This is a genomic window from Pseudomonas sp. PB3P13 (assembly GCF_054897735.1).
Map to the genome: position 1 here is coordinate 1,592,258 of NZ_CM142702.1, position 24,680 is coordinate 1,616,937.

The 24,680-nt window shown below is 58.3% G+C and carries 26 protein-coding genes and 1 pseudogene; 14 read left to right on the forward strand and 13 right to left on the reverse strand.

From position 1 onward, the window contains the following. Nucleotides 1-47 precede the first annotated feature (47 nt). The 4 genes from ACYZT1_RS07095 to flgA all read right to left on the reverse strand — a co-directional run bounded on the left by ACYZT1_RS07095 (nt 48) and on the right by flgA (nt 2,654). The gene (locus ACYZT1_RS07095) at nt 48-794 is read right to left on the reverse strand and encodes a flagellar brake protein (protein ID WP_462018298.1); all 747 of its coding nucleotides are present in this window, start codon (nt 792-794) and stop codon (nt 48-50) included. A 92-nt stretch (nt 795-886) separates the two neighbouring features. After that, complete coding sequence (locus tag ACYZT1_RS07100) at nt 887-1,354, reverse strand: flagella synthesis protein FlgN (RefSeq protein WP_462018299.1); 468 nt, start codon at nt 1,352-1,354, stop codon at nt 887-889. Between the two features lie 48 nt (nt 1,355-1,402). Beyond that, entirely contained in the window at nt 1,403-1,729 is a 327-nt protein-coding gene (gene flgM, locus ACYZT1_RS07105) for a flagellar biosynthesis anti-sigma factor FlgM (protein WP_462018300.1), read from the reverse strand. A 169-nt stretch (nt 1,730-1,898) separates the two neighbouring features. Beyond that, nucleotides 1,899-2,654 (reverse strand): flagellar basal body P-ring formation chaperone FlgA, encoded by a 756-nt coding sequence (flgA, locus tag ACYZT1_RS07110; protein ID WP_462018301.1) that lies wholly within the window; start codon nt 2,652-2,654, stop codon nt 1,899-1,901. A gap of 83 nt (nt 2,655-2,737) precedes the next feature. Between flgA and ACYZT1_RS07115 the strand changes: the two genes are divergently transcribed. The 6 genes from ACYZT1_RS07115 (at nt 2,738) to flgE (ending at nt 7,903) form a co-directional block, all read left to right on the forward strand. Then, nucleotides 2,738-3,670: a chemotaxis protein CheV gene (locus tag ACYZT1_RS07115; RefSeq protein WP_462018302.1), complete on the forward strand. Its 933-nt coding sequence runs from the start codon at nt 2,738-2,740 to the stop codon at nt 3,668-3,670. A gap of 47 nt (nt 3,671-3,717) precedes the next feature. Then, nucleotides 3,718-4,545, forward strand: a complete 828-nt coding sequence (gene cheR, locus ACYZT1_RS07120; RefSeq protein ID WP_462018303.1) for a protein-glutamate O-methyltransferase CheR — start codon at nt 3,718-3,720, stop codon at nt 4,543-4,545. A 417-nt stretch (nt 4,546-4,962) separates the two neighbouring features. Further along, nucleotides 4,963-5,370, forward strand: a complete 408-nt coding sequence (gene flgB, locus ACYZT1_RS07125; protein WP_150579815.1) for a flagellar basal body rod protein FlgB — start codon at nt 4,963-4,965, stop codon at nt 5,368-5,370. Nucleotides 5,371-5,373: 3 nt separating this feature from the next. Beyond that, entirely contained in the window at nt 5,374-5,817 is a 444-nt protein-coding gene (gene flgC / locus ACYZT1_RS07130) for a flagellar basal body rod protein FlgC (RefSeq protein ID WP_150579816.1), read from the forward strand. A gap of 15 nt (nt 5,818-5,832) precedes the next feature. Then, a complete protein-coding gene (gene flgD / locus ACYZT1_RS07135; protein ID WP_462018304.1) occupies nt 5,833-6,555 on the forward strand; it encodes a flagellar hook assembly protein FlgD in 723 nt (240 codons plus the stop codon). Between the two features lie 31 nt (nt 6,556-6,586). After that, nucleotides 6,587-7,903, forward strand: a complete 1,317-nt coding sequence (gene flgE, locus ACYZT1_RS07140) for a flagellar hook protein FlgE (RefSeq protein ID WP_462018305.1) — start codon at nt 6,587-6,589, stop codon at nt 7,901-7,903. A gap of 311 nt (nt 7,904-8,214) precedes the next feature. On the opposite strand, the gene ACYZT1_RS07145 is transcribed toward flgE, so the two are convergent. Beyond that, entirely contained in the window at nt 8,215-11,109 is a 2,895-nt protein-coding gene (locus ACYZT1_RS07145; protein WP_462018306.1) for a ribonucleoside-diphosphate reductase subunit alpha, read from the reverse strand. Nucleotides 11,110-11,839: 730 nt separating this feature from the next. On the opposite strand from ACYZT1_RS07145, the gene ACYZT1_RS07150 reads away from it, so the two are divergent. Continuing rightward, complete coding sequence (locus ACYZT1_RS07150) at nt 11,840-12,562, forward strand: response regulator (RefSeq protein WP_462018307.1); 723 nt, start codon at nt 11,840-11,842, stop codon at nt 12,560-12,562. Beyond that, on the forward strand, nt 12,559-14,169 hold the full coding sequence (locus tag ACYZT1_RS07155; RefSeq protein WP_462018308.1) for an ATP-binding protein: 1,611 nt from the start codon (nt 12,559-12,561) through the stop codon (nt 14,167-14,169). The genes ACYZT1_RS07150 and ACYZT1_RS07155 overlap by 4 nt, the downstream gene beginning before the upstream one ends. A gap of 94 nt (nt 14,170-14,263) precedes the next feature. Here the strand turns inward: ACYZT1_RS07155 and ACYZT1_RS07160 are convergent, their stop codons facing one another. Beyond that, nucleotides 14,264-15,151, reverse strand: coding sequence for a dihydrodipicolinate synthase family protein (locus tag ACYZT1_RS07160; RefSeq protein ID WP_462018309.1), 888 nt, complete (start codon nt 15,149-15,151; stop codon nt 14,264-14,266). Nucleotides 15,152-15,178: 27 nt separating this feature from the next. Next, nucleotides 15,179-15,961, reverse strand: coding sequence for an aldolase (locus tag ACYZT1_RS07165; RefSeq protein ID WP_462018310.1), 783 nt, complete (start codon nt 15,959-15,961; stop codon nt 15,179-15,181). Between the two features lie 159 nt (nt 15,962-16,120). On the opposite strand from ACYZT1_RS07165, the gene ACYZT1_RS07170 reads away from it, so the two are divergent. Both ACYZT1_RS07170 and ACYZT1_RS07175 read left to right on the forward strand, forming a co-directional pair. Next, nucleotides 16,121-16,663: a helix-turn-helix domain-containing protein gene (locus tag ACYZT1_RS07170; protein WP_462018311.1), complete on the forward strand. Its 543-nt coding sequence runs from the start codon at nt 16,121-16,123 to the stop codon at nt 16,661-16,663. Nucleotides 16,664-16,784: 121 nt separating this feature from the next. Beyond that, a complete protein-coding gene (locus tag ACYZT1_RS07175; RefSeq protein WP_462015873.1) occupies nt 16,785-18,035 on the forward strand; it encodes an IS256 family transposase in 1,251 nt (416 codons plus the stop codon). Nucleotides 18,036-18,246: 211 nt separating this feature from the next. On the opposite strand, the gene ACYZT1_RS07180 is transcribed toward ACYZT1_RS07175, so the two are convergent. After that, nucleotides 18,247-19,266 (reverse strand): DUF4917 family protein, encoded by a 1,020-nt coding sequence (locus tag ACYZT1_RS07180; RefSeq protein ID WP_462018312.1) that lies wholly within the window; start codon nt 19,264-19,266, stop codon nt 18,247-18,249. A gap of 87 nt (nt 19,267-19,353) precedes the next feature. Between ACYZT1_RS07180 and ACYZT1_RS07185 the strand changes: the two are divergent. Then, nucleotides 19,354-19,738, forward strand: a pseudogene (locus ACYZT1_RS07185) (iron-containing alcohol dehydrogenase); the annotation flags it as partial. A gap of 63 nt (nt 19,739-19,801) precedes the next feature. On the opposite strand, the gene ACYZT1_RS07190 reads toward ACYZT1_RS07185, so the two are convergent. The 4 genes from ACYZT1_RS07190 to ACYZT1_RS07205 all read right to left on the reverse strand — a co-directional run bounded on the left by ACYZT1_RS07190 (nt 19,802) and on the right by ACYZT1_RS07205 (nt 22,398). After that, complete coding sequence (locus ACYZT1_RS07190) at nt 19,802-20,968, reverse strand: MFS transporter (RefSeq protein WP_462018313.1); 1,167 nt, start codon at nt 20,966-20,968, stop codon at nt 19,802-19,804. A 386-nt stretch (nt 20,969-21,354) separates the two neighbouring features. Continuing rightward, on the reverse strand, nt 21,355-21,813 hold the full coding sequence (locus ACYZT1_RS07195; protein ID WP_462018314.1) for a DMT family transporter: 459 nt from the start codon (nt 21,811-21,813) through the stop codon (nt 21,355-21,357). A 71-nt stretch (nt 21,814-21,884) separates the two neighbouring features. Next, the gene (locus ACYZT1_RS07200) at nt 21,885-22,169 is read right to left on the reverse strand and encodes a type II toxin-antitoxin system RelE/ParE family toxin (protein WP_462018315.1); all 285 of its coding nucleotides are present in this window, start codon (nt 22,167-22,169) and stop codon (nt 21,885-21,887) included. Further along, nucleotides 22,159-22,398 (reverse strand): CopG family ribbon-helix-helix protein, encoded by a 240-nt coding sequence (locus tag ACYZT1_RS07205; protein WP_462018316.1) that lies wholly within the window; start codon nt 22,396-22,398, stop codon nt 22,159-22,161. Before ACYZT1_RS07205 ends, ACYZT1_RS07200 begins: the two co-directional genes overlap by 11 nt. 189 nt (nt 22,399-22,587) lie before the next feature. Here ACYZT1_RS07205 and ACYZT1_RS07210 point away from each other — a divergent pair, with 189 nt between their 5' ends. Next, nucleotides 22,588-23,226, forward strand: a complete 639-nt coding sequence (locus ACYZT1_RS07210) for a LysE family translocator (protein ID WP_462018317.1) — start codon at nt 22,588-22,590, stop codon at nt 23,224-23,226. A 117-nt stretch (nt 23,227-23,343) separates the two neighbouring features. After that, nucleotides 23,344-23,847 carry a DUF4142 domain-containing protein gene (locus ACYZT1_RS07215; RefSeq protein ID WP_462018318.1) on the forward strand — a complete coding sequence of 168 codons (504 nt, stop codon included), beginning with the start codon at nt 23,344-23,346 and terminating at the stop codon, nt 23,845-23,847. Nucleotides 23,848-23,896: 49 nt separating this feature from the next. Here ACYZT1_RS07215 and ACYZT1_RS07220 read toward each other — a convergent pair whose 3' ends face one another. Next, nucleotides 23,897-24,307: a low affinity iron permease family protein gene (locus tag ACYZT1_RS07220; RefSeq protein WP_462018319.1), complete on the reverse strand. Its 411-nt coding sequence runs from the start codon at nt 24,305-24,307 to the stop codon at nt 23,897-23,899. A gap of 171 nt (nt 24,308-24,478) precedes the next feature. Here ACYZT1_RS07220 and ACYZT1_RS07225 point away from each other — a divergent pair, with 171 nt between their 5' ends. Further along, nucleotides 24,479-24,625: a hypothetical protein gene (locus ACYZT1_RS07225; RefSeq protein ID WP_177326958.1), complete on the forward strand. Its 147-nt coding sequence runs from the start codon at nt 24,479-24,481 to the stop codon at nt 24,623-24,625. Nucleotides 24,626-24,680 lie beyond the last annotated feature (55 nt).

Sequence of the window (24,680 nt, forward strand, 5' to 3'; positions counted from 1 at the left end):
ACGGGCAGTCACCGCAAGGGACTGCCCGTTTTTCATGGGGCGGCGTATCAGAAATCGTCTTTGTCGAAGCGCCGTGCTTCACGCTGCAACTGGTAGACGAAACGCTCGACCTGACGCTGCACCAGGCCGCTCATGTTATGAAAACGGACGCCGGCGAAGGTGGTGGAGATTTTTTCTTCGAAGTGCAGGTAACGCAATTCGACCGGAGCAGTCATCTTGCCAAACGGCAAATCGACGGCGAAGCGGTCATACACCTGGCCAAGTTGCAGGCTGCCAGTAATGTCGCCTTCGAAGCGCAATTTGCAACCGGTAGCGGAAATGTCCAGCAGCTTGCCGCTGATCGGTTTCCTGAGCTTTTCACCGTCCAGATCGACGCTCACCAATTGCGCGAGTTTCAATGCTGCGCGAAACGCATTGCGACGTTGGTGGTAAACCACTTCGTCCGGCAGGGGCCCACGGTAGCAGCGGCTGTCGCCCGACTCATCGAGGGTCAATGGACCGTTACTGTCCCAGGCGATGCGCACACCGTCGTGAAAACCTTCGACCTTGAACGGTTCGCCGGCCAGCAGAAAGCGTTCGCCATCACGCGGGATCATTTCGTCGAATGCGATGGTGGCGCTGTCCCGGTCAACATCGACCAGGTAGCTTTGGAAACGCTGAGTGCGCTCAAGAAACGTGATGATCAGTGGATCATGACTGTCTTGCAGCTGGCGCAGGTTGCCGGAGATTTCCAACGGTGTGCTAAGTACCTTGGGCGGCTGCGGCGCATCTTCCGCATTGAGGGCATTGGACACGGTTCATCAATCTCCAGACAAAATATGACTACGGCTGGCCAGTATATTGCCAGCATGTTGCGCGTCTTGGTAGGGCGAGGTCAGTAACAGGGTCAAGCCTGACTGAGCGGCCGAGGCTTCGCCAGCTTGGCGGTTGATCCGCGGGCATCATAAAGTGCTGGCGGTTCACCGCCGGTAAGGATTTTCAGCTGATTGGCGGTCGCCGCCTGCTGGACCAGAATCGACTGGCCATTGTTGCCGTTTGCGGCCTGACATTGAGCCAGAAGATCGGTCAGCACGTCGCTTTGCGCCAAGAGCTGATCGCCGATGCTCGACTGACTGGCGAGTTGCTCCAGACCACTGCGGTTGGTCGGCAGGTTCAGGCTGGCGAGGATTTCACTGCGCTTGCGGCCATGCTGTTCAAGCAGAATGATCAATGCCTGCTTCTGCGCCAGAATCTCTTCGAGCAGCGGCATGTCGCGACCGTGCAAAGCGAGAGATTCGGTTTGCAGCAATTCCAGCAAGTGTTGCGCTGTAGCAAAGTCGTCGGTGATCAGTTGCAGTAAATTAGTGTCGTGCATGGCTGGCCTTGGGTTTTAAGCGTCCAAAAGCCTGGCGCAGGCGATGGCCTAGCGCTGGGCTTCGAAGTTGAGCAGTTTGCTGGCTACACGGTTGCTGTCGACTTTATAGCTGCCATCAGCAATCGCGGCTTTCAACTCGGCCACGCGGGCTTTGTCTACGGCGGGCTGATCGCGCAGCTTGTCAGTGACCTTCTGCAACTGTTGAGCCTCATTGCTGAGGTGTACCGATTCCCCGCTCTTGGTGGCACTGGCCTGTTCGGCCGGGGTAGTCAGCGGCGCGGATTTGCCGGCTTCGGCAACGTCCTTGGTGGCGCTGGTACGTGTGGTGCCCGCAAGTGACGAGGAGCTGTTTAAACGGCTGAAATCAATGACCATGATTGGAAAAACCTCTGAGTATTTGGACGCTTGCCATGTTTTCGGCTCTCCCTTTGAAAACTTTAGGCTCATTTTTCAAGAAATGAGCCCGCACGCGCCTGCATTTCTCTGCATAGGCACAGTTTAGGGAACAGCCTCGGGCAACGCCACTTTTCACCGGCAGAGAATCCTACATGGACACTTCCACTTGGCCAGGCGCGGTGACTTGCGCCTTGATGACTCGCTTCGAGTTGAGGTTTTTTACGCGAATCTGCTCGCTCATGCCACCGTTGGCCATTGCCTCGCCGGGCATGCGCACGCTCAGTGTGCCGCTGCGGGCAGTAATAACCACCTGATCACCCTTGCGAATGACTTCCGCCTGCTCCAGGTGCACCAGCGTAATCACCTGATCGGCGACCATTGGTCGGGTCAATCTCTGTCCGATCGCCTGGTCCAGCGTGGTCAGATAGCCTTGGCTGATCAGGCTGATATCCCGCTCCCGCAGACCTACATCTTCAGGCTGGACGATGTCGGCGCGCCTTAACGGACGAGTGGTCGTCACAATGTCGCGAAACAGCCGGACTTGAGCAGGTACGAACACCGTCCAGGGTGACGAGCCTTCGCAGCGAACCTTGACAGTTACCCGTCCCAGCGGCTTGGCCGGACTTTCCAAAGACGCTGTCAATTCCTTGTCGCACATGGGCATGCGCAGCCTTGGATCGAGCTGGTTGACCTGGATCTCGTAGCGGCCCTGCGTTTGACTGGTTGCCAGATAGTCCTCTACGGTGAATTCAAGAAAGCCTTGGGTCACGCCGATAAGCATATCAGGCAAGGTGACCGGGTCAGCAAGGGCAGGGCTGCCAGCGTTGAACAGGCAAACGGCCGACATCGCACAGAGCAGTCTGCGCAACGTTGAGCGTCGGGAAAATGTCGGTTCTGGGTTCATACGGGTTAAAAAGCAAGCGCCGTGCCGTTTAGTGATGAATGTGCGTCGCAACACACTTAGAGCGTTGGTGTAGGAGTCTGGGCATGGCTGGTGTAATGGATTCGGTAAACCAGCGCACGCAACTGGTAGGGCAGAATCGCCTGGAGCTGTTGTTGTTTCGTCTGGACGGGCAGCAGCTGTACGGGATCAACGTGTTCAAGGTTCGTGAGGTGCTGCAATGCCCCAAGCTGACCCTGATGCCCAAGTCCAGTCCTGTCGTGTGCGGTGTGGCCAGTATTCGGGGGGCGACCATTCCGATCCTTGATCTGGCGATGGCGACCGGTGCGGGCGCGCTGAAAGATCAAAGCAATCCGTTCGTGATCATCACGGAATACAACACCAAGACGCAGGGTTTCCTGGTGCGGTCGGTGGAACGTATCGTCAACATGAACTGGGAAGAGATCCATCCGCCGCCCAAGGGCACCGGACGCGATCACTACCTGACGGCTGTGACCCGGGTCGACAATCAGTTGGTCGAAATCATCGACGTCGAGAAGGTGCTGGCTGAAGTCGCGCCAACACCGGAAGCGATTTCGGTGGGCGTGGTGGATGTTGAAACCCAGCACAAGGCGTTGTCGCTGCGGGTATTGACGGTCGATGACTCATCGGTGGCACGAAAGCAGGTCACGCGTTGTCTGCAAACAGTCGGCGTCGAAGTGGTGGCGTTGAACGACGGTCGGCAAGCGCTGGACTACCTGCGCAAACTGGTCGACGAGGGCAAGAAGCCGGAAGAAGAGTTCCTGATGATGATTTCCGACATCGAGATGCCGGAGATGGACGGGTACACCCTCACGGCTGAAATCCGCAGCGACCCACGCATGCAAAAGCTGCACATCATCCTGCACACTTCGTTGTCGGGCGTATTCAATCAGGCGATGGTCAAGAAAGTCGGTGCCGATGACTTTCTGGCCAAATTCCGTCCTGATGACCTGGCATCCCGGGTAGTCAACCGGATCAAAGCAGCAGATAACAGCTAGGGACCTTCTGTTCCTGGTGGTCAACACGATTTTGAGAGGCGGTATCTTTGTCTACGGGTAATTTGGATTTCGAACAGTTCCGGGTCTTCCTGGAAAAAGCCTGTGGCATTCTGCTCGGTGAAAACAAGCAGTATCTGGTCTCGAGCCGTCTCAACAAATTGATGGAGCAGCAAGGCATCAAGTCGTTGGGTGAATTGGTTCAACGCATCCAGACCCAGCCGCGCAGCGGTTTGCGCGAGATGGTGGTGGATGCCATGACGACCAACGAAACCCTGTGGTTTCGGGACACCTATCCATTCGAAGTGTTGAAGAACAAGGTGCTGCCGGAAGCGATCAAGGCCGCTCCCGGCCAGCGTCTGCGAATTTGGTCGGCGGCGTGCTCGTCGGGGCAGGAGCCGTATTCGCTGTCGATGTCGATCGATGAGTTCGAACGGGTCAACATGGGCCAGTTGAAGGCGGGTGCGCAGATCGTTGCCACGGATTTGTCCGGCACGATGCTGACCAACTGCAAGACCGGCGAGTACGACAGCCTGGCGCTCGGCCGCGGTTTGTCGCCCGAGCGTCTGCAGCGTTACTTCGATCCGAAAGGGGCGGGGCGCTGGGCGATCAAGGCGCCGATCAAGAGCCGCGTCGAGTTCCGCTCGTTTAACCTGCTGGACAGCTACGCGAGCCTCGGCAAGTTCGACATCGTATTCTGCCGCAACGTGTTGATCTACTTCTCCGCCGAGGTGAAGAAGGACATTCTGTTGCGAATCCACGGTACGTTGAAGCGCGGTGGTTATCTGTTCCTTGGCGCATCCGAAGCGCTGAATGGTTTGCCAGATCACTACCAGATGGTCCAGTGCAGCCCGGGGATTATTTACCAGGCGAAGTGATAGGTCATCGGTACGAAAAACGGGAGTCCTCAGAGGGCTCCCGTTTTTTTATGCCTGCCGTTCTTTCGAACACACCACTTAACCTGTGGGAGTGAGCCCTGTGGCGAGGGGGCGTGCCCCCGTTCGGCTGCGAAGCAGTCGTAAATGCCATTTAACTTTGAAATTTCGGGGCCGCTTTGCGACCCAACGGGGGCAAGCCCCCTCGCCACAGGGCTTACTCCTACAAAGGGTAGGAGGTGTTCTTTGGAGGGTGATAAGCGGCAGAAAAGCGGCATTCGAAGGACATCCGTTGCCGCTTTTCTGGCATTGCCGCTTCGCCGCTGCCCGCAAAGCCCCGGTTTCCGGGCTTTTGCAGATTGGCACGCGGCTTGCTATGTCCCTGTTACGAAAATTCAGGTCACCCGAAGGTTTCCCGACATGAGCATCAGCTTCGATAAAGCGCTCGGTATCCACGAACAGGCCCTGGGCTTCCGCGCCCAGCGTGCCGAAGTCCTGGCCAACAACATCGCCAACGCCGACACCCCGAACTACAAGGCTCGGGATCTGGACTTCTCCAAAGTGCTTGCCGCACAAAGCGAGAAGACCAAAACCGGCTCCTTCGCCTTGAACATGACCAATAGCCGTCATATCGAAGCCGAAGGTCTGGGCAACGGCGACGAGTCGCTGATGTATCGCACGCCGATGCAGCCATCCATCGACCAGAACACCGTGGACGCTCAAATCGAGCAGTCGAACTATGCGGAAAACGCGGTCAACTTCCAGGCCAGCTTTACCCTGCTCAACAGCAAATTCAAAGGGCTGGTTTCCGCCCTTCGTGGAGAGTAATTCATGTCCCTCGCCAGCGTTTTCAACATTGCCGGTAGCGGCATGAGTGCCCAGACCACTCGCCTGAACACCGTCGCCAGTAACATCGCCAACGCCGAGACCGTCTCGTCGAGCATCGACCAGACCTACCGCGCGCGCCATCCGGTATTCGCCACCATGTTCCAGGGCGGTCAGGCCGGCGGCAGCGATTCGCTGTTTCAGAACCAGGACGCTGCGGGGCAGGGCGTGCAGGTGCTGGGCGTGGTCGAAGACCAGAGCAATCTGGACGCACGCTACGAGCCGAATCATCCATCGGCCGATGCCAAGGGCTACGTCTACTACCCCAACGTCAACGTGGTGGAAGAAATGGCTGACATGATTTCCGCGAGCCGTTCGTTCCAGACCAACGCCGAAATGATGAACACCGCCAAAACCATGATGCAGAAGGTCCTGACCCTCGGTCAGTGATAAGGGGCGACTCAGATGAGTGTTACCGATTCCACCAGCGGCGTTAGCCTCAACGACATCCTGGCCAATTCGTCGATCAAGACCACCACCAGCAGCGATAGCCTGGCAACCGCCACCGGCACCGCTACTGGCAAGAAGGAACTGGGCAAGGATGCGTTCCTGCAGTTGCTGGTGACACAGCTGAAAAACCAGAACCCGCTGGAGCCACAGGATAACGGTGAATTCGTTGCCCAGTTGGCGCAGTTCAGCAGCCTGGAAGGCATCACCACACTCAATGACACCGTGTCCGGGATTGCCGGCAACTACAACTCTTCCCAGGCATTGCAGGCTTCGTCGCTGGTCGGGCGTTCGGTCATTGCCCCGGGCGACAAGGCCGTGGTCGATACCTCCAAGAGTTTGAGCGGCACCGTTGTCGTGCCTGTCTCGGTGGACCCGGTGACGCTGAAGATCACCAACGCCGAAGGCAAGGTTATCCGCACCATCGACATGGGCAGCCAGACAGCAGGCAACGCCAGCTTCATCTGGGACGGCAAGACCGATGCGGGCGAAGTGGCACCGGCGGGTACGTATACCTTTGCCGCCACCGCCAACATCGATAACACGGCGACCTCGCTGATCACCAATCTGCCAGCGACCGTCAGCAGCGTAACGATCAGCCAGACGGGCGGTGAATTGATGCTCAATCTGGCCGGGCTGGGCAGCATTGCCCTGTCCAAAGTTCAAACCATTGGTATGTAGAGCCGACTAATCCGGCAAAAAGGAGTGGAATATGTCTTTCAATATCGGCCTTAGCGGTCTCTATGCAGCCAACAAACAACTGGACGTGACCGGCAACAACATCGCCAACGTGGCGACCACCGGTTTCAAATCGTCCCGTGCAGAATTCGAAGATGTCTACTCGGCGACCAAGCTGGGTTCGGGCAGCAAAACCGTCGGCAGCGGCGTGCGCCTGGCCAACGTGGCCCAGCAGTTCACCCAGGGTGACATCAACAACACCGGCAACGTGCTGGACATGGGCATCAACGGCTCCGGTTTCTTTGTGTTGAACGACAGCGGTTCGTTGTCTTACACCCGTTCCGGCACGTTCAAGGTCGACAAGGAAGGCTACGTCACCAACAGCGACGGTTCTGCGCGTCTGCAGGGTTATGGCGTGGATGCCAATGGCAAGATCCAGAACGGCATCCTGACTGACTTGCGCATCGATACGTCGAACCTGGCGCCGAAATCCACCAGCGTGGTATCGTCGACTATCAACCTGAACTCCACCGCACCGGTGATCGATCAGGCCGTTGTCACCAACCAATTCGATCCGACCAAGACCGAGACTTTCACCAAGCAGTTCAGTACGCCGGTATTCGACAGCCAGGGCAACCAGCACCAGATGGACCAATACATGGTCAAGACGGGCGCGAACACCTGGGACACTTACACGCTGATCGATGGCCGCAACCCTGACGGCAGTGATCCTAAAGTGACCGGCCCAGTGCCTTCGACCATGGTGTTCGACACTTCGGGCAAACTGGTTTCCGTCACCACGCCGGCCACTCCGACCCCGATCGTCAGCCCGGATCTGCAAGTTACGGGTTGGGTCCCAGGCACCGTCACCGACGGTGTATGGACGGCCAACGGCGCAGCGGCGAACCCGGATGGTGTGACCATTTCCATGAGCAACACCACCCAGTTCAACGCCGACACCGCGCGTTCGATCCCGGCGCAGAACGGTTATGCCACTGGCCAGATCACCAACCTGACCATCGATGGCAGCGGTGTAATGCTGGCCAACTTCAGCAACTACCAGACCAAGCCGATCGGCCAGATCTCGCTCGCCAGCTTTACTAACGAACAGGGCCTGCAAGCGGTGGGCGGCACCAGCTGGAAAGAAACCTACGCGTCGGGTATCCCGGGCTACGATGCGCCGGAAACCGGCACCCTGGGCCAGATCCGCTCCAACTCGCTGGAAGAGTCCAACGTCAACCTGACCAGCGAGCTGGTCGACCTGATCAAGGCGCAGAGCAACTACCAGGCGAACGCCAAGACCATCTCCACCCAAAGCACCATCATGCAGACCATCATTCAGATGGCCTGATGCTGGTTGGCTGCAACGCTGCACAAGGAGCCCCTCGCAAGAGGGGCTTTTTTTTTGTAGGCGGAAATTTTATGGCGGGGACAGGATTTGGGTTGTCGGGGGAGGGCCTTTTCGCGGGCAAGCCATGCCCCACAGGATTTGTGGTGCTCACACATCCATCAAACGACACGAAATCCTGTGGGAGCGCGGCTTGCCCGCGATGGCGTCAAACCGGTCACCACATTTCCATGGGCAAAAAGAAAACCCCCGACCATCAACACGACTGATCGGGGGTTTCGAGGTCAGCGCCTTGCAGCGCTTACCGGCTCAGCTTATTGGCAAGCTTCGCAATCCGGCTCGTCGATGGCGCACGCCTTCGGCACTGGAGCAGGGCCGGCTGGCGCTGCCAGGACCGAATCGTCACCGTGGTTGCCGCCGCTGGAAACAGCGTTCAGCTTGCCCGTGTTGATGGTCGACTTCTCGGTGCTGGTCGCGGCCAGGGCACGGAGGTAATAAGTGGTTTTCAGACCACGGTACCAGGCCATGCGGTAGGTCACGTCGAGCTTCTTGCCCGAAGCACCGGCGATGTACAGGTTCAGCGACTGAGCCTGGTCGATCCACTTCTGACGACGGCTGGCGGCGTCAACGATCCACTTGGTGTCCACTTCGAACGCAGTTGCGTAGAGCTCTTTGAGTTCTTGCGGGATGCGCTCGATCTGCTGCACCGAACCGTCGTAGTACTTCAGGTCGTTGATCATGACCGAGTCCCACAGACCGCGAGCCTTCAGGTCGCGAACCAGGTACGGGTTGATCACGGTGAATTCGCCCGACAGGTTCGATTTCACATAGAGGTTCTGGTAGGTCGGTTCGATCGACTGCGAGACGCCGGTGATGTTGGCGATGGTCGCGGTCGGTGCGATGGCCATGATGTTGGAGTTGCGAATGCCTTTCTGCACACGGGCGCGAACCGGTGCCCAGTCCAGGGATTCATTCAGGTCAACGTCGATGTACTTCTGGCCACGTTGCTCGATCAGGATCTGTTGAGAATCCAGCGGCAGGATGCCTTTGGACCACAGCGAACCCTGGAACGTCTCGTAAGCGCCACGCTCGTCAGCCAGGTCGCAGGACGCCTGGATCGCGTAGTAGCTGACCGCTTCCATCGACTTGTCGGCGAACTCGACGGCAGCGTCGGAACCGTAAGGAATGTGCTGCAGGTACAGCGCATCCTGGAAGCCCATGATGCCCAGACCGACCGGACGGTGCTTGAAGTTGGAATTCTTCGCTTGCGGCACCGAGTAGTAGTTGATGTCGATGACGTTATCGAGCATCCGTACGGCGGTGTTCACGGTGCGTTCCAGCTTGGCGGTGTCCAGCTTGCCGTTGACGATGTGGTTCGGCAGGTTGATCGAACCCAGGTTGCAGACGGCGATTTCGTCCTTGTTGGTGTTCAAGGTGATCTCGGTGCACAGGTTCGAGCTGTGAACCACGCCGACGTGCTGCTGCGGGCTGCGCAGGTTGCACGGGTCTTTGAAGGTCAGCCATGGGTGGCCGGTTTCAAACAGCATCGAGAGCATTTTGCGCCACAGGTCTTTGGCCTGAATGGTCTTGAACAGCTTGATCTTGCCCGGGTACTGGGACAGGGCTTCGTAGTACTCGTAGCGCTCTTCGAAGGCCTTGCCGGTCAGGTCGTGCAGGTCCGGCACTTCGGATGGCGAGAACAGGGTCCACTGGCCGTCATCGAAGACACGCTTCATGAACAGGTCAGGGATCCAGTTGGCGGTGTTCATGTCGTGGGTGCGACGGCGATCATCACCGGTGTTCTTGCGCAGCTCGATGAACTCTTCGATGTCCATGTGCCAGGTTTCCAGGTAGGCACACACCGCGCCTTTGCGCTTGCCACCCTGGTTGACCGCAACGGCGGTATCGTTCACCACTTTCAGGAACGGCACGACGCCCTGGGATTTGCCGTTGGTGCCCTTGATGTAAGAACCCAGCGCACGAACCGGCGTCCAGTCGTTGCCCAGGCCACCGGCGAATTTCGACAACATGGCATTGTCGTGGATCGCGTGGTAAATGCCCGACAGGTCATCCGGCACGGTGGTCAGGTAGCAGCTGGACAGCTGTGGACGCAGAGTGCCGGCGTTGAACAGGGTCGGGGTCGAGGACATGTAGTCGAAGGACGACAACAGGTTGTAGAACTCGATCGCACGGTCTTCCTTGTGCTTCTCCTCGATTGCCAGGCCCATGGCCACACGCATGAAGAAGATCTGCGGAAGTTCGAAGCGGATACCGTCCTTGTGGATGAAGTAACGGTCGTACAGGGTTTGCAAGCCCAGATACGTGAACTGCTGATCGCGCTCGTGGTTGATCGCCTTGCCGAGTTTTTCCAGGTCGAAGGTGGCCAGGATCGGGTTGAGCAATTCGAATTCGATACCCTTGGCGATGTACGCAGGCAAGGCCTTGGCATACAGGTCGACCATTTCGTGGTGGGTCGCGCTTTCGGCGACTTCGAGGAAATTCAGGCCTTCGGCACGCAGGGTGTCCATCAGCAGGCGGGCGGTGACGAACGAGTAGTTCGGCTCACGCTCGACCAGGGTACGGGCGGTCATCACCAAGGCGGTGTTGACGTCGGTCAGGGCCACGCCGTCGTACAGGTTTTTCAGGGTTTCGCGCTGGATCAGGTCGCCGTCGACTTCTTCCAGGCCTTCGCACGCTTCGGTGACGATGGTATTCAGGCGGCCCATGTCCAGCGGCGCAAAAGTGCCGTCGGCGCGGGTGATGCGGATCGACGGGTGAGCGTTGACCGCTTCTTCGGCCGGCGCGTGGGCAGCGCGTTCTTTGGAACGACCGTCACGATAGATAACGTAGTCGCGCGCCACTTTCTGCTCACCGGCACGCATCAGGGCCAGTTCGACCTGGTCCTGGATTTCCTCGATGTGGATGGTGCCGCCCGAGGGCATGCGACGCTTGAAGGTCGCGGTGACCTGCTCGGTCAGGCGTGCCACGGTGTCATGGATTCGCGACGAAGCGGCAGCGGTGCCGCCCTCAACTGCGAGAAACGCTTTGGTGATCGCGACGGTGATTTTGTCGTCGGTGTAAGGAACGACAGTGCCGTTACGCTTGATCACGCGCAGCTGGCCAGGCGCGGTGGCGGACAGATCCGAAGTCGAATCAGCGGCCTGCGGCAAGGTGCCTTGCGGGTTCTCGCGAGTTGTGTCGGTTTGCATGGGGGGTTGTCTCCACATTCTCTATGTTTGTTTGGGCACCATGACGGTGCTCACCGTTCTGTCCTGAAGCACTACAACCGACGGGCGTCGGGCATAACCACTTCGGGACAGTAGGAAAAAGCTAATGATGCCGCTTCCGTGCCGAAGTCTTTGGCCACGAGCCTGGGCCCGGAACCGATTCCTTTCAGGGTGTGAGTCTTGACTGCAACACCCGTACCGTTTTGGCCATTCTTGCCTTTAAAAACGGTGCCATCCGCAGGGGCGGTCTGGTCTAGAAAAATCACGCTGGTCAACCATGAACTGGCAATTAAAGCGCTTGAGTTTCTGGTCTGAAATGTGGTTGGTCTTTTAAGCTAAAACCCTACATGTAGGGTTTTTTTTGCGCCGGGCTACAAGATAATGCGTTTTGGGGGGTGTTGCAACGTACTACCTGTGGATAAGCCTGTGCGTAAATTGTGTGTGAAAGGTGGAACGCGCGTGTAAGCCGCGACGCTGCTGGAGCCGACCCTTTTTCGGGGTTTTTCAGTGATTGGAAACGGTCCGTCGGATTTTCAAGGGCGCGAACCCTATCACAAAAAACTGCCCTCTCTGCGCGCATTTATCGGCTTGTGTTCTCGGCGGCTGGCGTTTATACAATCGGCCAGTGCGCACGCATTCTTATCCTCCCCAATCATTACAAAAAGACGGGCGGATCCTTCCTTATCCATGTTGCAGGCAAGCAGAGGTCACCGTGGAGCAAGAAGCCTGGCAGGTATTGATTGTCGAGGACGACCAGCGGCTGGCCGAGCTGACACGCGATTATCTGGAAGCCAATGGCCTGCGCGTGGCGATCGAGGGCAATGGTGCGCGGGCGGCGGCGCGCATCATCAATGAGAAACCGGACCTGGTGATCCTCGATCTGATGCTGCCCGGCGAAGACGGCCTGAGCATCTGTCGCAAAGTACGCGACCGCTATGACGGGCCGATCCTGATGCTCACGGCGCGCACCGACGACACCGACCAGATTCTCGGGCTGGACCTGGGTGCCGACGATTATGTGTGCAAACCCGTGCGCCCCCGCCTGTTGCTGGCGCGCATTCAGGCATTGCTGCGGCGCAGCGAGGCACCGGAAGCGGCGCCGGAAAAACAACGGCGTTTGCAGTTTGGGCCGTTGGTCGTCGACAACGCCTTGCGCGAGGCCTGGTTGAATAACAGTGGCATCGAACTGACCAGCGCCGAATTCGATCTGTTGTGGCTATTGGTCGCGAACGCCGGACGCATCCTGTCTCGCGAAGAGATTTTCACCGCCCTGCGCGGCATCGGTTACGACGGTCAGGACCGCTCCATTGACGTGCGCATCTCGCGCATCCGCCCGAAGATTGGCGACGACCCCGAGCATCCGCGCCTGATCAAGACCATCCGCAGCAAAGGCTATCTGTTCGTCCCTGAAGCCTGCGTAGACGCTTCGCTGTGAACTCGATCTTCCTGCGCATTTACGGCGGCATGTGCGCCGCGCTGATTCTGGTGGCGGTGCTCGGCGTGCTGGCCTTGCATCTGCTCAATCAGGTGCGCGGCGAGCAATACCGTGAGCGCCTGGCCCACGGCACGTTTTCGCTGATGGCCGACAACCTGCAACCGATGAACGAAACCCAGCGCCACCGCGCGATTCTGGTGTGGGAGCGCTTGTTGGGGATTCCATTGGTGCTGAAGACTTTCGCCCAGACCGATCTCGATCTGACTCAGCGTACCCGTGTGCTGCGCGGTCAGGCGCTGGTGGAGCAAACCGGCCCGCACGCGGCGAAGGTCTACCGGCTGGTCAGCGAAAAGGAACAGCTTGTGCTCACCGGTGAGGTGCAGCAGATCAGCGAGCAACTGGCACGGGCGACTATTTATCTGTTGGCCGACGAATTGGTGCGCGTGCCCGTGCCCGATCAGCCCAAACGGCTCGCGCAGATAAAGAAAGAAAAGGGCTTCGGCTTTGATTTGCGCCTGGTCACGGTGGACCAGGCCGATATGGACGAAGACCAGAGCCGCCGGGTGTCCGAGGGCGATACGGTGATGGCGCTGGGCAAGGGCGGCGATTCGATCCGTGTTGTTGCCGGCATGGTCGGCACTCCTTGGGTTCTGGAGATGGGTCCGCTGTATCAGATGAACCCGTATCCGCCGGAATGGCTGGTGTTGATCGCGGCGCTCGGTCTGTGCCTGATCGGGTTGATTGTCTATTTGCTGGTGCGACAACTGGAGCGTCGCTTGCGCGGTCTCGAAGCCGCCGCCACGCGCATCGCCAAAGGCAGCCTGGAAACCCGCGTACCGACGCGCGGTGCCGACTCGGTCGGGCGACTGGCTTCGGCGTTCAACGGCATGGCCGAACATCTGCAGCAATTGTTGGCGATTCAACGCGAACTGGTGCGCGCCGTGTCCCACGAATTGCGTACGCCGGTGGCACGCCTGCGTTTCGGCCTGGAAATGATCGGCTCGGCCACCACCCCCCAAGCCCTGGAAAAGTACCGTGAGGGCATGGACCACGACATCGAGGACCTCGACAAGCTGGTCGATGAAATGCTCACTTACGCACGGCTGGAGCAGGGCTCGCCGGCGCTGAATTTCCAGCGCATCGATCTGGATGCGCTGGTCAATCAGGTGATCGAAGAGCTCGCGCCGTTGCGCGCCGACGTCAGCGTGCAGCGCGGTTTGTGCCTGTCGGCGGCCGATTGCGACGACGCCTGGGTCGAGGCCGAGCCGCGTTACTTGCACCGCGCGATTCAGAACCTGGTGGGCAACGCCATGCGCCATGCGCATTCGCGGGTGACGGTCAGTTATCAGGTCGGCCAGCAACGTTGTCGGGTGGACATCGAAGACGACGGGCCAGGCGTGCCGGAGTCGGCGTGGGAAAAAATCTTCACGCCGTTCCTGCGTCTCGATGACAGCCGAACCCGGGCGTCAGGCGGGCATGGGCTGGGGCTGTCGATCGTGCGACGCATCATTCACTGGCATGACGGGCGCGCGTTGATCAGCAAGAGCAAAAGCCTGGGCGGGGCGTGTTTCAGCCTCAGCTGGCCAAGGAATCAGGAGCGGCGCTGAGGTAGCAGGGGAAAGGGATGAATTTCCCTGGGGGGAGGTGATATCGCTCGCGAAAACAACTGCGAGGCTTACACCTCGCAGCGTCGTCAGGCTATCACCGCAGCGCTTTCAACAAACTTTGCAATTGATTGCAACCCGCCTCACTCAATGGAAACACCGGCAGCCGTGGATCGCCCACTTCCAGACCGGTCGCACGCAAGCCCGCCTTGATAGTCGCCGGCAAGCCACCCTTGAGGATGAAATCCAGCAGCGGCAACTGGCGATAGAACAGTTCTCGCGCCTTGCCCAGATCGCTCGAAAGAGTTGCCTCGTACAGGTCGAGATTGAGCTGCGCAATCAGGTTTGGCGCCGCCGTGCACCAGCCTGCCGCGCCCGCCGCGAACGCTTCCAGTGCCAGTGGATTACAGCCGTTGTAGAACGGCACCTGGCCTTCGCCCAGCAGTTGCAGTTTGTGCATGCGCTGAATGTCGCCGGTGCTCTCCTTGACCATGGTCACGTTTTCCACGCCGTTGACGATCCGCAGGATCAGGTCGACGGACATGTCGGTGCCGCTGGTGGCCGGGTTGTTGTAGAGCATGATCGGCACGCCGATGCTGTCGCCGATGGCGCGGTAGTGAGCGAGGATTTCCGCTTCGGTGAGCTTCCAGTAGGACGTCGGCAACACCATGACCACGTCGGCACCGTGGGCCTCGGCAAACCGCGCGCGGCGTACGGCTTTGGCGGTGGTCAGGTCGGATACGCTGACAATCGTTGGCACGCGTTTGGCCACGTGCTTGATGCTGAATTCGCTGACCTGATCCCACTCGGCATCGCTCAGGTAAGCGCCTTCGCCAGTGCTGCCCAGCGGGGCGATGGCGTGGACGCCACCTTCGATCAAGCGATCGATGGAGCGCCCCAGTGCATCGAGGTCAACGCCTTCGCCATTGGGGCCAAACGGGGTGATGGTGTAGCCGATGATGCCGTGAATAGTTGGGGTGGACATTGTGTCTCTCCTTTGAAAAAGGTGGGTTCAGTTCAGGCAATCGGCGTGTTGGCGCAGGTTCTGCCGGGCGTAATAGTTGAAGGCAGCGGCGTGGCGCTTGGGCCGGGCAATCCAGTCGTGAGCTTCGCGGCCGAGTTCGGGAATGATCGGCTTGATCGTGCCGGCGCTCATCGCCAGAAGCTGCAGCTTGGCGGCACGTTCGATCAATTGCGCGATGACACACGCTTCTTCAATAGTGGTGCCGGTGGACAGCTGGCCGTGGTGCGAGAGCAGCACCGCTCGTTTGTCGCCGAGGGCCCCGGCGATCAGATCGCCTTCTTCATTACCGACCGGTACGCCGGGCCAGCCTTCGAGGAAAGCGCAATCTTCGTAGAGCGGGCAGAGGTCCATGTGGGAAATCTGCAGTGGTACTTCGAGCATCGACAACGCCGCGATGTGGGTCGGGTGCGTGTGAATGATGCAGTTCACGTCTGGCCGGGCACGGTAGACCCAACTGTGGAAACGGTTGGCCGGATTAGGCATGCCGTGACCTTCAAGCACTTCCAGATCTTCGTTGACCAGCAGCAGGTTGCTGGCGGTGATCTCGTCAAAACCCAGACCCAGTTGTTGAGTGTAATAGGTGCCAGGCTGCGGGCCGCGGGCAGTGATTTGCCCGGCCAGGCCAGAATCGTGACCATTCTCGAATAAAATACGGCAGGCCAGGGCCAGCTTTTGCCGGTCGGTCCACGTATTATCCGCCAGGGTGTTGTGCATCTGCGTCAGGGCTTGTTTGACCAGTTGCTCTTTGGGTAGTGCTAAGGTCTTGGCCATATCGGTGTCCTTTGGTGCGTTCAATGGACGTCGGACTTGCCGTTCACTCGTTGCTCGCAAAGTCTTGGGTGAATGCAAATGACACCAAAGATGCTATATGACACCTTGTGTCATTAGCAAGGGTGAGTCGTTATTTCCTTGATGGATTAATCGCTGCGCATGTCTATCCGTTTGAAACTATTGAGAAAAAAACTTGGCGTGACGCTGGAGGCTTTGGCCGAAAAATCCGGCATGACCAAGAGCTATCTGTCGAAAGTCGAGCGAGGGCTGAATACGCCGTCAATTGCGGCCGCGTTGAAACTGGCCAAGGCGCTGAATGTGAAGGTCGAGGAGTTGTTTTCCGAAGACAACGTCAGCCTCGACAGTTACAGCCTGGTTCGCAGCCACGAACGGCAGTCGCTGGCGGCCAACGATCAGAGTCCCGGCTATGCGGTGCTGGCGCATCAGGTGAGTGAGCGCAGCTTGCTGCCGTTCATTATTTACCCGCCGACCGAGTTCACCGACAAGGCGTTCAAGGAGCACCTGGGCGAGGAATTTCTGTTCGTTCACGAAGGGCAGGTGGAAGTGGATTTCATGAACGAGCGCGTGCTGTTGGAGCGCGGCGATGCGTTGCACTTCAATGCGCAAAAACCGCACCGGCTGCGCTCAGTGGGCGCAGTGCAGGCGCAGTTGTTGGTGGTGGTGCATAGCAGCGAAGAATAATGAGCCACATATGGCTGCGTGGTGAGTGGCCTTGGTGGTGAGAGGGCTGGTGTGGGTAGAGGGCTTTAGGGGACTGTCAGAAATTTTGTGTTCGGGCATAACATGAGCAAGAGGTGCATGTATGCCAACCAAAAAGAAACCCGCGTTGCGAGAATTACCAAAAATACCGAAAGAGCTGCTCGAGCAGTTTGCTGACGGGCCGATGACCGCTGAAGCCATCGAGGATGCGTCTGCGGCGTTCAAGAAGGCTCTGATCGAGCGAGCCTTGAACGCCGAACTCGGCCATCATCTGGGCTATCCGCCGGGCGCGCAGCGCCCCGAGGATGAAACCAACCAGCGCAATGGTAAAAGCGCTAAGACGGTTCTGACCGGTGACGGCCCGCTGCGGCTGGATATTCCCCGCGACCGAGACGGTAGTTTTTCACCCATTCTGATTCCGAAACACGAGCGGCGGTACACCGGCTTCGACGACAAGATCATCGCCATGTATGCCCGTGGAATGACTGTCCGGGAAATCCGTGCATTTCTCTCCGAGCAATATGGGACGGATGTCTCGCCTGACTTCATCAGCTCTGTCACCAGCGAAGTCATGGACGAAATCACTTCGTGGCAACAGCGGCCTTTAGAACCGATGTACCCGGTCATTTTCTTTGATGCCCTGCGCGTCAAAATCCGTGAAGAGGGCTTGGTGCGCAACAAGGCAATCTATTTGGCATTAGGGGTTTTGCCCGATGGAACGCGCGATATTCTGGGGATCTGGATCGAGAACACTGAGGGTGCAAAGTTCTGGATGAAGGTTTTCAACGACCTCAAGACACGCGGCGTCGGTGATGTGCTGATCGCTGTAACAGACGGCCTAAAAGGCATGCCAGAAGCCTTGAGCGCGGTGTTTCCGGCGACGACGTTGCAAACCTGCATCGTTCATCTGATCCGCAATAGCCTTGATTACGCGGCGTGGGATAAGCGCCGGGAACTGGCCAAAGCGCTCAAGCCGGTCTATCAGGCAGTCACCGCCGAAGCGGCCGAACAGGCGCTGGATGCTTTTGAAAACGGTCCATGGGGCAAGCAGTATCCGACGGTAGTGGCAGCCTGGCGGCGCGCTTGGGATCGAGTAATTCCATTCTTCGTCTTCCCGCCCGCCATTCGAAAAGTGATCTACACAACCAACGCAATCGAGAGCATCAACGCTCAGCTACGCAAGATCATCAAGACCCGCGGGCACTTCCCAACCGACGATGCGGCAACCAAGCTGATCTGGCTGGCACTACAAAACATCACCGCCAATTGGGGCAGCGCGGCGCACGACTGGAAGAGTGCAATGAATCAATTTGCAATTCTGTACGGAGACAGATTTATCAGGCTGACCTGGTAAAAATACGGCCTGCCTGACGGCAGGCCATTACCGGCCCGCACACAAAAAATCTGATACTCCCGGCTTTAGTGGTGAGGGGGCTTGCCCCCGTTGGGCCGCGAAGCGGCCCTGAAAATTTACGACTGCTCCGCAGCCGAACGGGGGCGAGCCCCCTCGCCACAGGTTTAGGCCACGAGCGGAACCGGGAGCTTCGCCCCACTCACCACAGGTTTCAGACCTCGACTGGCACCGCCAGCTTCGAGCTCCCCAACACATGCGTCTTCGAATCAAAAAACCGCAACTCACTCCCGGTCCCCTCAAACACTTTCGCGTAATGCCGCTTCTGATGCTGAATGAACGCCTTGCTGCGCGGATAAATCGAGATGGCCACCACTTTCGGTTTCGCTTGGCGTAGCGCGTGCACGATGTGGTCATCCTGTTCGCCCAGCGCGTGACCAAACACGCACAAACCGTCGCCGTGCCCCAGCAACTGCTCGTAGCAGAACGACAGATAATCCGAGCTGCGAATGGTCTTGAGTTTGTCGGCGCTCGGCCCTTCGTTAACAAACAGCGGCACGTCATCCAGCGTCTTGATCGTGTTATTGATCGCAAAACTGCCAAGCAACGTGCCCTCGGTCGACATCAATTTGCGTGCGGTGCCGTCCTGATTGCGCACCAGGTGCAGGCCGCCATGCAGGTACAGCAAACGGGACTTGTCGGTGGTCGTCGCGCTCAAATCAAAACCCGGCTCAGGCCCCTGAAACAGATCGGTGATCGCCTCGGGTTGCTGCTGAATCGCCCAATAACTGAGCAAGTCATAGTTAGTGGTGAACACCGTGCGGTAGCGACCCAGTTCCTGACTGATCGTCGCCAAGGTTGCCGGCACTACCAGCCGCCATGGAATGTGCACCGCGTGCACAGTGTTGATCAGCGCTTCCTTGATCGCGTAGTAGCGGTTACGCGGTGCGGCCGAGCTGACAGCCAGCGCCTTGTTGACCCGGCTGGTGATCTTCAACGCGCTGAGCACTTGCTCGAAACTGCGTGTCTGCAAGGCGTCAAACACGCTGAGCTCGGACTGGCTCAGGGGTTTTTCTTCAACGGTGCGGGCGTTTTCGAACAGCGAGTCGTAGCCGAAATCGTCCCACACCGCACGGCTGGCACCGTTGCCCACCAGCAGACCGCTGAACGAAGCGGTGGTGCGCAAGGCGTTCCAGTCTTCGAGTTGCGCATCAACATCCTGGAAATCGGTCATCGCGTTGGTTTTCTCAAAACTGAAGGTCGGATGGGCGGCGACTTTATCACGACGCAGACTTGCGCCAGATCAACATCCGCTGCTGCGGGTGTGCTCAAGGAAAGTCACTGCGATTTCGTGGTGTCGCTGGGGCGGTGGCTCGCCCTATGACTGTGCCAAAGGCATCGCCTTGTGCGCGACGAATGGCGGGCAGATCCGCGATTACGAAGGTGTTGATCAATCGAGCAAACCACAGCTGCCACTGATCGCCATCAATACCACTGCCGGCACCGCCAGCGAGATGACACGCTTGTGCATCATCATCGACGAATCGCGCCACTTGAAAATGGCCATCGTCGACCGCAACGTCACGCCGCTGCTATCAGTCAATGATCCGGCGCTGATGGTCGCCATGCCGCAAAGCCTGACTGCCGCCACCGGCATGGACGCCTTGACCCACGCGATCGAAGCCTACGTGTCGACTGCTGCCAACCGGTGTCACCAATCCAAGTGTGGCGGATCAGCGGCAGATCGAGGAAATATTCCGCAGCGCTTTTTAAGAACTGTCCCGAGTGGGCGCGAGCTTGACGCAGAGCAGCGCGCCCATTGCCAGCAAGGTGCACAACAACGACAGCGGCCATGCCTGCGGGCTGGCGATCAAGCTGGCGATGCCGCCAATCATAGCGGCCATCAGTTGATGAATGAATCCGCTCAACGCCATCGCGTAAGTGCCGCCGACCGGCGCACCGTCGTTGGCCAGCGACAGGCTGACCGGGTAGTTCAGTGACTGCCCGAAAACCGCAATGCAGTAGGGCAACCAGAACAGCAGCGCAATCGAAGTGGCCGCCATACTGCCCAGCAACATCAAGGCACTGCCGGCGAGGACCAGCCCCACGCCCACCACCATCATTCGACGCTGACCTGTGCGCACCACCAGCGCATTGACCCCCAATGCCCCAAGAAAATAAGCCGCACTGATCGGCCATCCCAACAACCCGTACTCCGCCGCCGACCAGTTGAACGGCCCTTGCAGAATCAACGGTGCAGCGGTATTGAACGCGATGATCACGCCATAACCGAGCCCACCGCCGAGTGCCGGTAGCAGGAAAGAACGGGCACGCAGAATGCGCCAATAGCCCGGTGAGGCAGCCTGCTGAATTTCGGTTTCCTTCTGCATGGGAAATGTGACGCCTGCAACTAATATCGCCAGGACAAGGGTCACAGCGCCTAGCAGGTAAAAGATCGCTGGCCAACCCAGGCCGATCTGGATGACCGAGCCCAGGTACTGTCCGATACCCAGGGCCACCACGAAAGAGATCGACATCCACGACAAGGCCTTGGCCAGCAGCTCCCCACGAAAACTGTCGCGAATCAGCACCCGGGCCATGACCGAAATGCCGCTGGCCCCGATGCCCTGAATCAGTCGAAAAATCAGAAACGCCTCAAGGGTCTGACTCAGCGGCAGCGCAAGGTTGGCCAAGCCGTAAACACCGAGCGCCGCCATCAACACCGGTTTGCGGCCGATGCGCTGACCAAGGCTGCCCCACAACAGCATCGGTGCGCCCATGCCAATCAAATACACCGCCAGCCCCCACGCCAATTGCGAGGCATCGCCTGACAAGTCCCGCGAAATCTCCGGTAACGCCGGCAGGTAAATGCTCATGCCCAGTTGTGCGAGGAACACTGTGCTGCAGGTGATCAGGAGCGTGGTGCTGGTTTTCATGGCATGGCCAGTTCTGCTTTTCCGCAGAAAAGTAGCCGAATTGCTTGGTAGGCACGAAAGTGGAAGCGATCCATTGATTGAAGCGTTCGGCGTGCCAGGCAAAATTTACAGGGTATGACTTGGGTTATTGAATCAGCTGTTTCCGGTACCGTTGAGTGTTACGAGTGATAAACGTGTAGGGCGATGCCCGGTAGATTGTGGGTCAAAAGCATAATCGAGCGTCCCCCCGACCCAGATTGCATCGACATTGCACGCCAACCTTAATGACGCTGCTGTGGGTTGCCGCAGAACCTGCGCATACCCAATAAGATTGAAAGATCGCAGCATTCGGCAACTCCTAACGGAGCAAGTGTCTCGCGGGAGTCGCAGAGGCCGCTATCTCCTGGTCATCCCGCCGCCGCCAGCGCCTTGCCCATCGAATCCCCGAACTGAATCAAGACCACTCCCGCAATCAACAAGAGCGCCCCGAACAACCGTGGCAAGGTCACCTGATGTTGCATCAGCCCGAACCAGCCAAAGTGATCCAGCAACAGCGATGCCACCACTTGCCCGGCCAGTGCCAGCGCGATGAATCCCGACGCGCCAAGCTTGGGCAGCAGCACCAAGGCCAGCGAGATGAAGACCACCCCGAACGCGCCGCCGGTCCACATCCACAACGGCGCTTTGCTGATGAAACCCAGTGACGGCAAAGGCAGGCGCAACGCCAGAATGATCGGCAACAACACCAACACGCTGATCAGTAACGAAGCCAGGGTCGCCCAAAGCGGGTGGCCCAGACCGCGCGTGAGATTGGCATTGATCGCACTTTGAAACGGCACCACCGCGCCAGCAATCACTGCCAGCATCCTGAATTGGTTGAGCGGGCGGATTGGGGAGGGTATGAAAACCCTGTAATTTCGGTGTCGCTTGTTGTCTATTACCAGAGGTTGGGTGGCAGGCGTCGAGTGTGAAAAACTCTAAGCACCTGCAAGCGGTTTTGGCGAACTCTATAGGGAATCAGGTAGGGCCGATCAGCCAGCAGCCATTCACGTGTACCGGGCAAGCGTCCTTCTCGGCCCGCTGCTGGAAATCGAGCCAAATGTTCGACGCTGTCGCGAATGGCTTGAACGAAATCGGCGGCGGCTTTGGGATTTTCCTTCGCTATATAGGTCGCTTCGTCGTCGAGGTTCTTTAAGGCAGTACGTAGCCACTCAACGCGCATTGACTGCCCATTTTTTGGCAACCTCATTGACTTCATCTTCAGTGGCGAAGTCACCGGCATCAGCTTCCAGTATCGCTTTCTGGATTTCTTCTATTTGCCAGGCCTCGCGAGCGAGGTATTCACGCAACGCATCGACTGCAAGGAATGACTTGCTACGACCAGTGGCCTTGGCAAGACTGGCAAGCGTGTCGGCAACTTCGTCTGGCAGGCGCAAAGACATGACTGACATGACAACCTCGGCGTAGTGGTTTGTAATACACCATACTACAGCGTCACTTGTCCGCGAGACTGCCCGCTCGTCAGTCGTAACAATTACCCGAAGAGGCACTGCCCGCTGGCATAAGGTCCTTCAGACGTAAAACGCCAAGCTCGGGATAAACTCCTTAGCACCCACCCATCCGCCTCAACAGGATTGCCAATGACCGCATCGCTGCTAATGGCCGTGCTCGCCTCGGGCTTTATTTACGGCATCACGCCGGGGCCGGGTGTGCTGGCGGTGTTCGGAATCGGCGCGGCGCGTGGACGGCGGGCCGGGGCGGGATTTTTGTGCGGTCACCTGCTCGGCGACGTGATCTGGTGCAGCGCGGCGTTGATCGCGATTGTCGGCGCCAGGGAAGTCGGCAGCACGGCGTTCGATGTGTTGGGCATCATCAGCGGCGTGTACCTGTTCTGGCTTGGCCTGCGCGCGGTCCGGGCCAGGCGCAACACGGCCCAGACGCCCCAAGGTCCGGCGCGCCAGCCGTTCTGGCACGGCATTGTGTTTGGCTTGACTAACCCGAAGGCGTACCCGGTGGCCGTCGCGACCTTCACCGCGCTGCTGTCGAGTCGCGCCGAATTGCTTCACTGGTCGATGCTGCCGTGGTTGATTGCGTTGAGTTTCGTTGGCGGGGTGCTGGCTTACGCGATTCTGATCGGCATCGTCGGCGCGCGGCAGGTGCGCTCGTTGTACCAGCGACATGAGCTGGCGATCACTCGTCTGTGCGGGGTGATGTTCATCGGGTTTGCGCTCAATGCGCTGGTCCACGCGGTGCCGGGTTTGTTTGCTTCCAAGGCTTGAGCGGTTCCACCGTTCGTCGCGTCGGCAGCCGATTTTCGAACCTTTGCCCTGAAGAAAATTCTCAACCTATGCGGGTTTTCTGCCCGCATCGAATTTCTTCAGGAGGAGGGCGCGACCATGAGCCGGATGGCCACCCGTTTACGCAGTACCATTTTGGCTTCGTGTCTGGGCCTGTGCGCGACCAGTGCTTTTGCCCAGTCACCGGCCGAATTCATCAATGATGCCTCGGCCAAAGGCATGGCCGACATCGAAGCCAGTCGTTTGGCGCATCAGAAATCCGAGTCCCAACAGGTCAAGGATTACACCATTGTCGTCATCAACGACCGTACTACCGCGAACCAGCACCTGGCGAAAATAGCCAAGCAACTGGACCTGCCGGTGGCCCCGCGTGAAGTTGTTGTCGATAAAGCCAAGACGTTGATGCCGGAAGTGAAGGACGGTACGACTTTCGATCAGGCTTACGCCGCGAGTCAGGTGAAGACGACGCAAGAAGCGATCGAACAAATTGAACAGGTTGCGCAGAACACTGACGTACCTGAAATCAAAGCGTTCGCTGAGGAAACCCTGCCCAAGTTGCAGAATCACCTGCAGATGGCGCGGGCACTGCAAGCCAGTCGTTGATAGCCTATAAGAAAAACGGCGCGGGATTCAGGTCTCGCGCCGTTTTTATTCAGCATTCCTTCCACTTGGGCTTTTGCTTGCTGGCGGACACCAGGCCTTCGAGCTCGAATACTTCACTTTCGCCCATCGCACGATAGTGTCTGCGCAGTGCTTCAAGTTGCTTGAGGTCAAGTAATTCCAGGCCCAGCATGGCGTTTTTCGCCTCTTTGTTAACTCTCAACAGTTCATCGATTTTCAGGTGCAGGATATCGGTGTCGCGGTTTTGTGTGTTCTGAATCAGGAACACCATCAGGAACGTGATAATGGTCGTCGACGTGTTGATGATCAATTGCCAGGTGTCGTTGTAATTGAATATCGGCCCGCTCAAGCCCCACGCACCAATCAGAATCAATGCGCCCATGAACGTCTTCGGACTGCCGGCCCACAGGGCGAGTTTCTGCGAGATCTTTGCAAATTTCATTGCCGTCTTCCTTATTTGGGGTGCGCCTGAATTTCAGACAGCATGGCGATCTGGAAAATTCTGCTTACATATTCATATTCTGAGATAGGCATGGGTTGGCTCCGGGCATTCAGTGCAACCAACCAGAGAAGAACGGGTCACTACATCAGGTCCATCAATCCGGAGAACACCATGAACCTCGCCCGTCTGCTCTGCCTGTGCGGTTGCCTGTTCGCGCTGCAAGGCTGCTTCGACAATTCCGATAATGAAACCAAGGACAACACCGACGGCACCAAGTCATCGGTGCAGATGCAGGACAAGGACGCCGCAGATAAGTAGAAGCCGGCTCGCTCGGGTATGGTGAGCGACTCGCTTGCCATGCCTCGACAGGAGA

Coding starts and splice junctions, on each gene's coding strand:
- flgB (WP_150579815.1), top strand. CDS start 4,963: ATGAGCATCAGCTTCGATAAAGCGCTCGGTATCCACGAACAGGCCCTG.
- ACYZT1_RS07225 (WP_177326958.1), top strand. CDS start 24,479: ATGAACCTCGCCCGTCTGCTCTGCCTGTGCGGTTGCCTGTTCGCGCTG.
- flgM (WP_462018300.1), bottom strand. CDS start 1,729: ATGGTCATTGATTTCAGCCGTTTAAACAGCTCCTCGTCACTTGCGGGC.
- flgA (WP_462018301.1), bottom strand. CDS start 2,654: ATGAACCCAGAACCGACATTTTCCCGACGCTCAACGTTGCGCAGACTG.
- flgE (WP_462018305.1), top strand. CDS start 6,587: ATGTCTTTCAATATCGGCCTTAGCGGTCTCTATGCAGCCAACAAACAA.
- ACYZT1_RS07195 (WP_462018314.1), bottom strand. CDS start 21,813: ATGCTGGCAGTGATTGCTGGCGCGGTGGTGCCGTTTCAAAGTGCGATC.
- ACYZT1_RS07100 (WP_462018299.1), bottom strand. CDS start 1,354: ATGCACGACACTAATTTACTGCAACTGATCACCGACGACTTTGCTACA.
- flgD (WP_462018304.1), top strand. CDS start 5,833: ATGAGTGTTACCGATTCCACCAGCGGCGTTAGCCTCAACGACATCCTG.
- ACYZT1_RS07115 (WP_462018302.1), top strand. CDS start 2,738: ATGGCTGGTGTAATGGATTCGGTAAACCAGCGCACGCAACTGGTAGGG.
- ACYZT1_RS07190 (WP_462018313.1), bottom strand. CDS start 20,968: ATGAAAACCAGCACCACGCTCCTGATCACCTGCAGCACAGTGTTCCTC.
- ACYZT1_RS07145 (WP_462018306.1), bottom strand. CDS start 11,109: ATGCAAACCGACACAACTCGCGAGAACCCGCAAGGCACCTTGCCGCAG.
- ACYZT1_RS07175 (WP_462015873.1), top strand. CDS start 16,785: ATGCCAACCAAAAAGAAACCCGCGTTGCGAGAATTACCAAAAATACCG.
- ACYZT1_RS07205 (WP_462018316.1), bottom strand. CDS start 22,398: ATGTCAGTCATGTCTTTGCGCCTGCCAGACGAAGTTGCCGACACGCTT.
- ACYZT1_RS07215 (WP_462018318.1), top strand. CDS start 23,344: ATGAGCCGGATGGCCACCCGTTTACGCAGTACCATTTTGGCTTCGTGT.
- ACYZT1_RS07165 (WP_462018310.1), bottom strand. CDS start 15,961: ATGGCCAAGACCTTAGCACTACCCAAAGAGCAACTGGTCAAACAAGCC.
- ACYZT1_RS07220 (WP_462018319.1), bottom strand. CDS start 24,307: ATGAAATTTGCAAAGATCTCGCAGAAACTCGCCCTGTGGGCCGGCAGT.
- ACYZT1_RS07160 (WP_462018309.1), bottom strand. CDS start 15,151: ATGTCCACCCCAACTATTCACGGCATCATCGGCTACACCATCACCCCG.
- ACYZT1_RS07170 (WP_462018311.1), top strand. CDS start 16,121: ATGTCTATCCGTTTGAAACTATTGAGAAAAAAACTTGGCGTGACGCTG.
- ACYZT1_RS07210 (WP_462018317.1), top strand. CDS start 22,588: ATGACCGCATCGCTGCTAATGGCCGTGCTCGCCTCGGGCTTTATTTAC.
- ACYZT1_RS07200 (WP_462018315.1), bottom strand. CDS start 22,169: ATGCGCGTTGAGTGGCTACGTACTGCCTTAAAGAACCTCGACGACGAA.
- flgC (WP_150579816.1), top strand. CDS start 5,374: ATGTCCCTCGCCAGCGTTTTCAACATTGCCGGTAGCGGCATGAGTGCC.
- ACYZT1_RS07180 (WP_462018312.1), bottom strand. CDS start 19,266: ATGACCGATTTCCAGGATGTTGATGCGCAACTCGAAGACTGGAACGCC.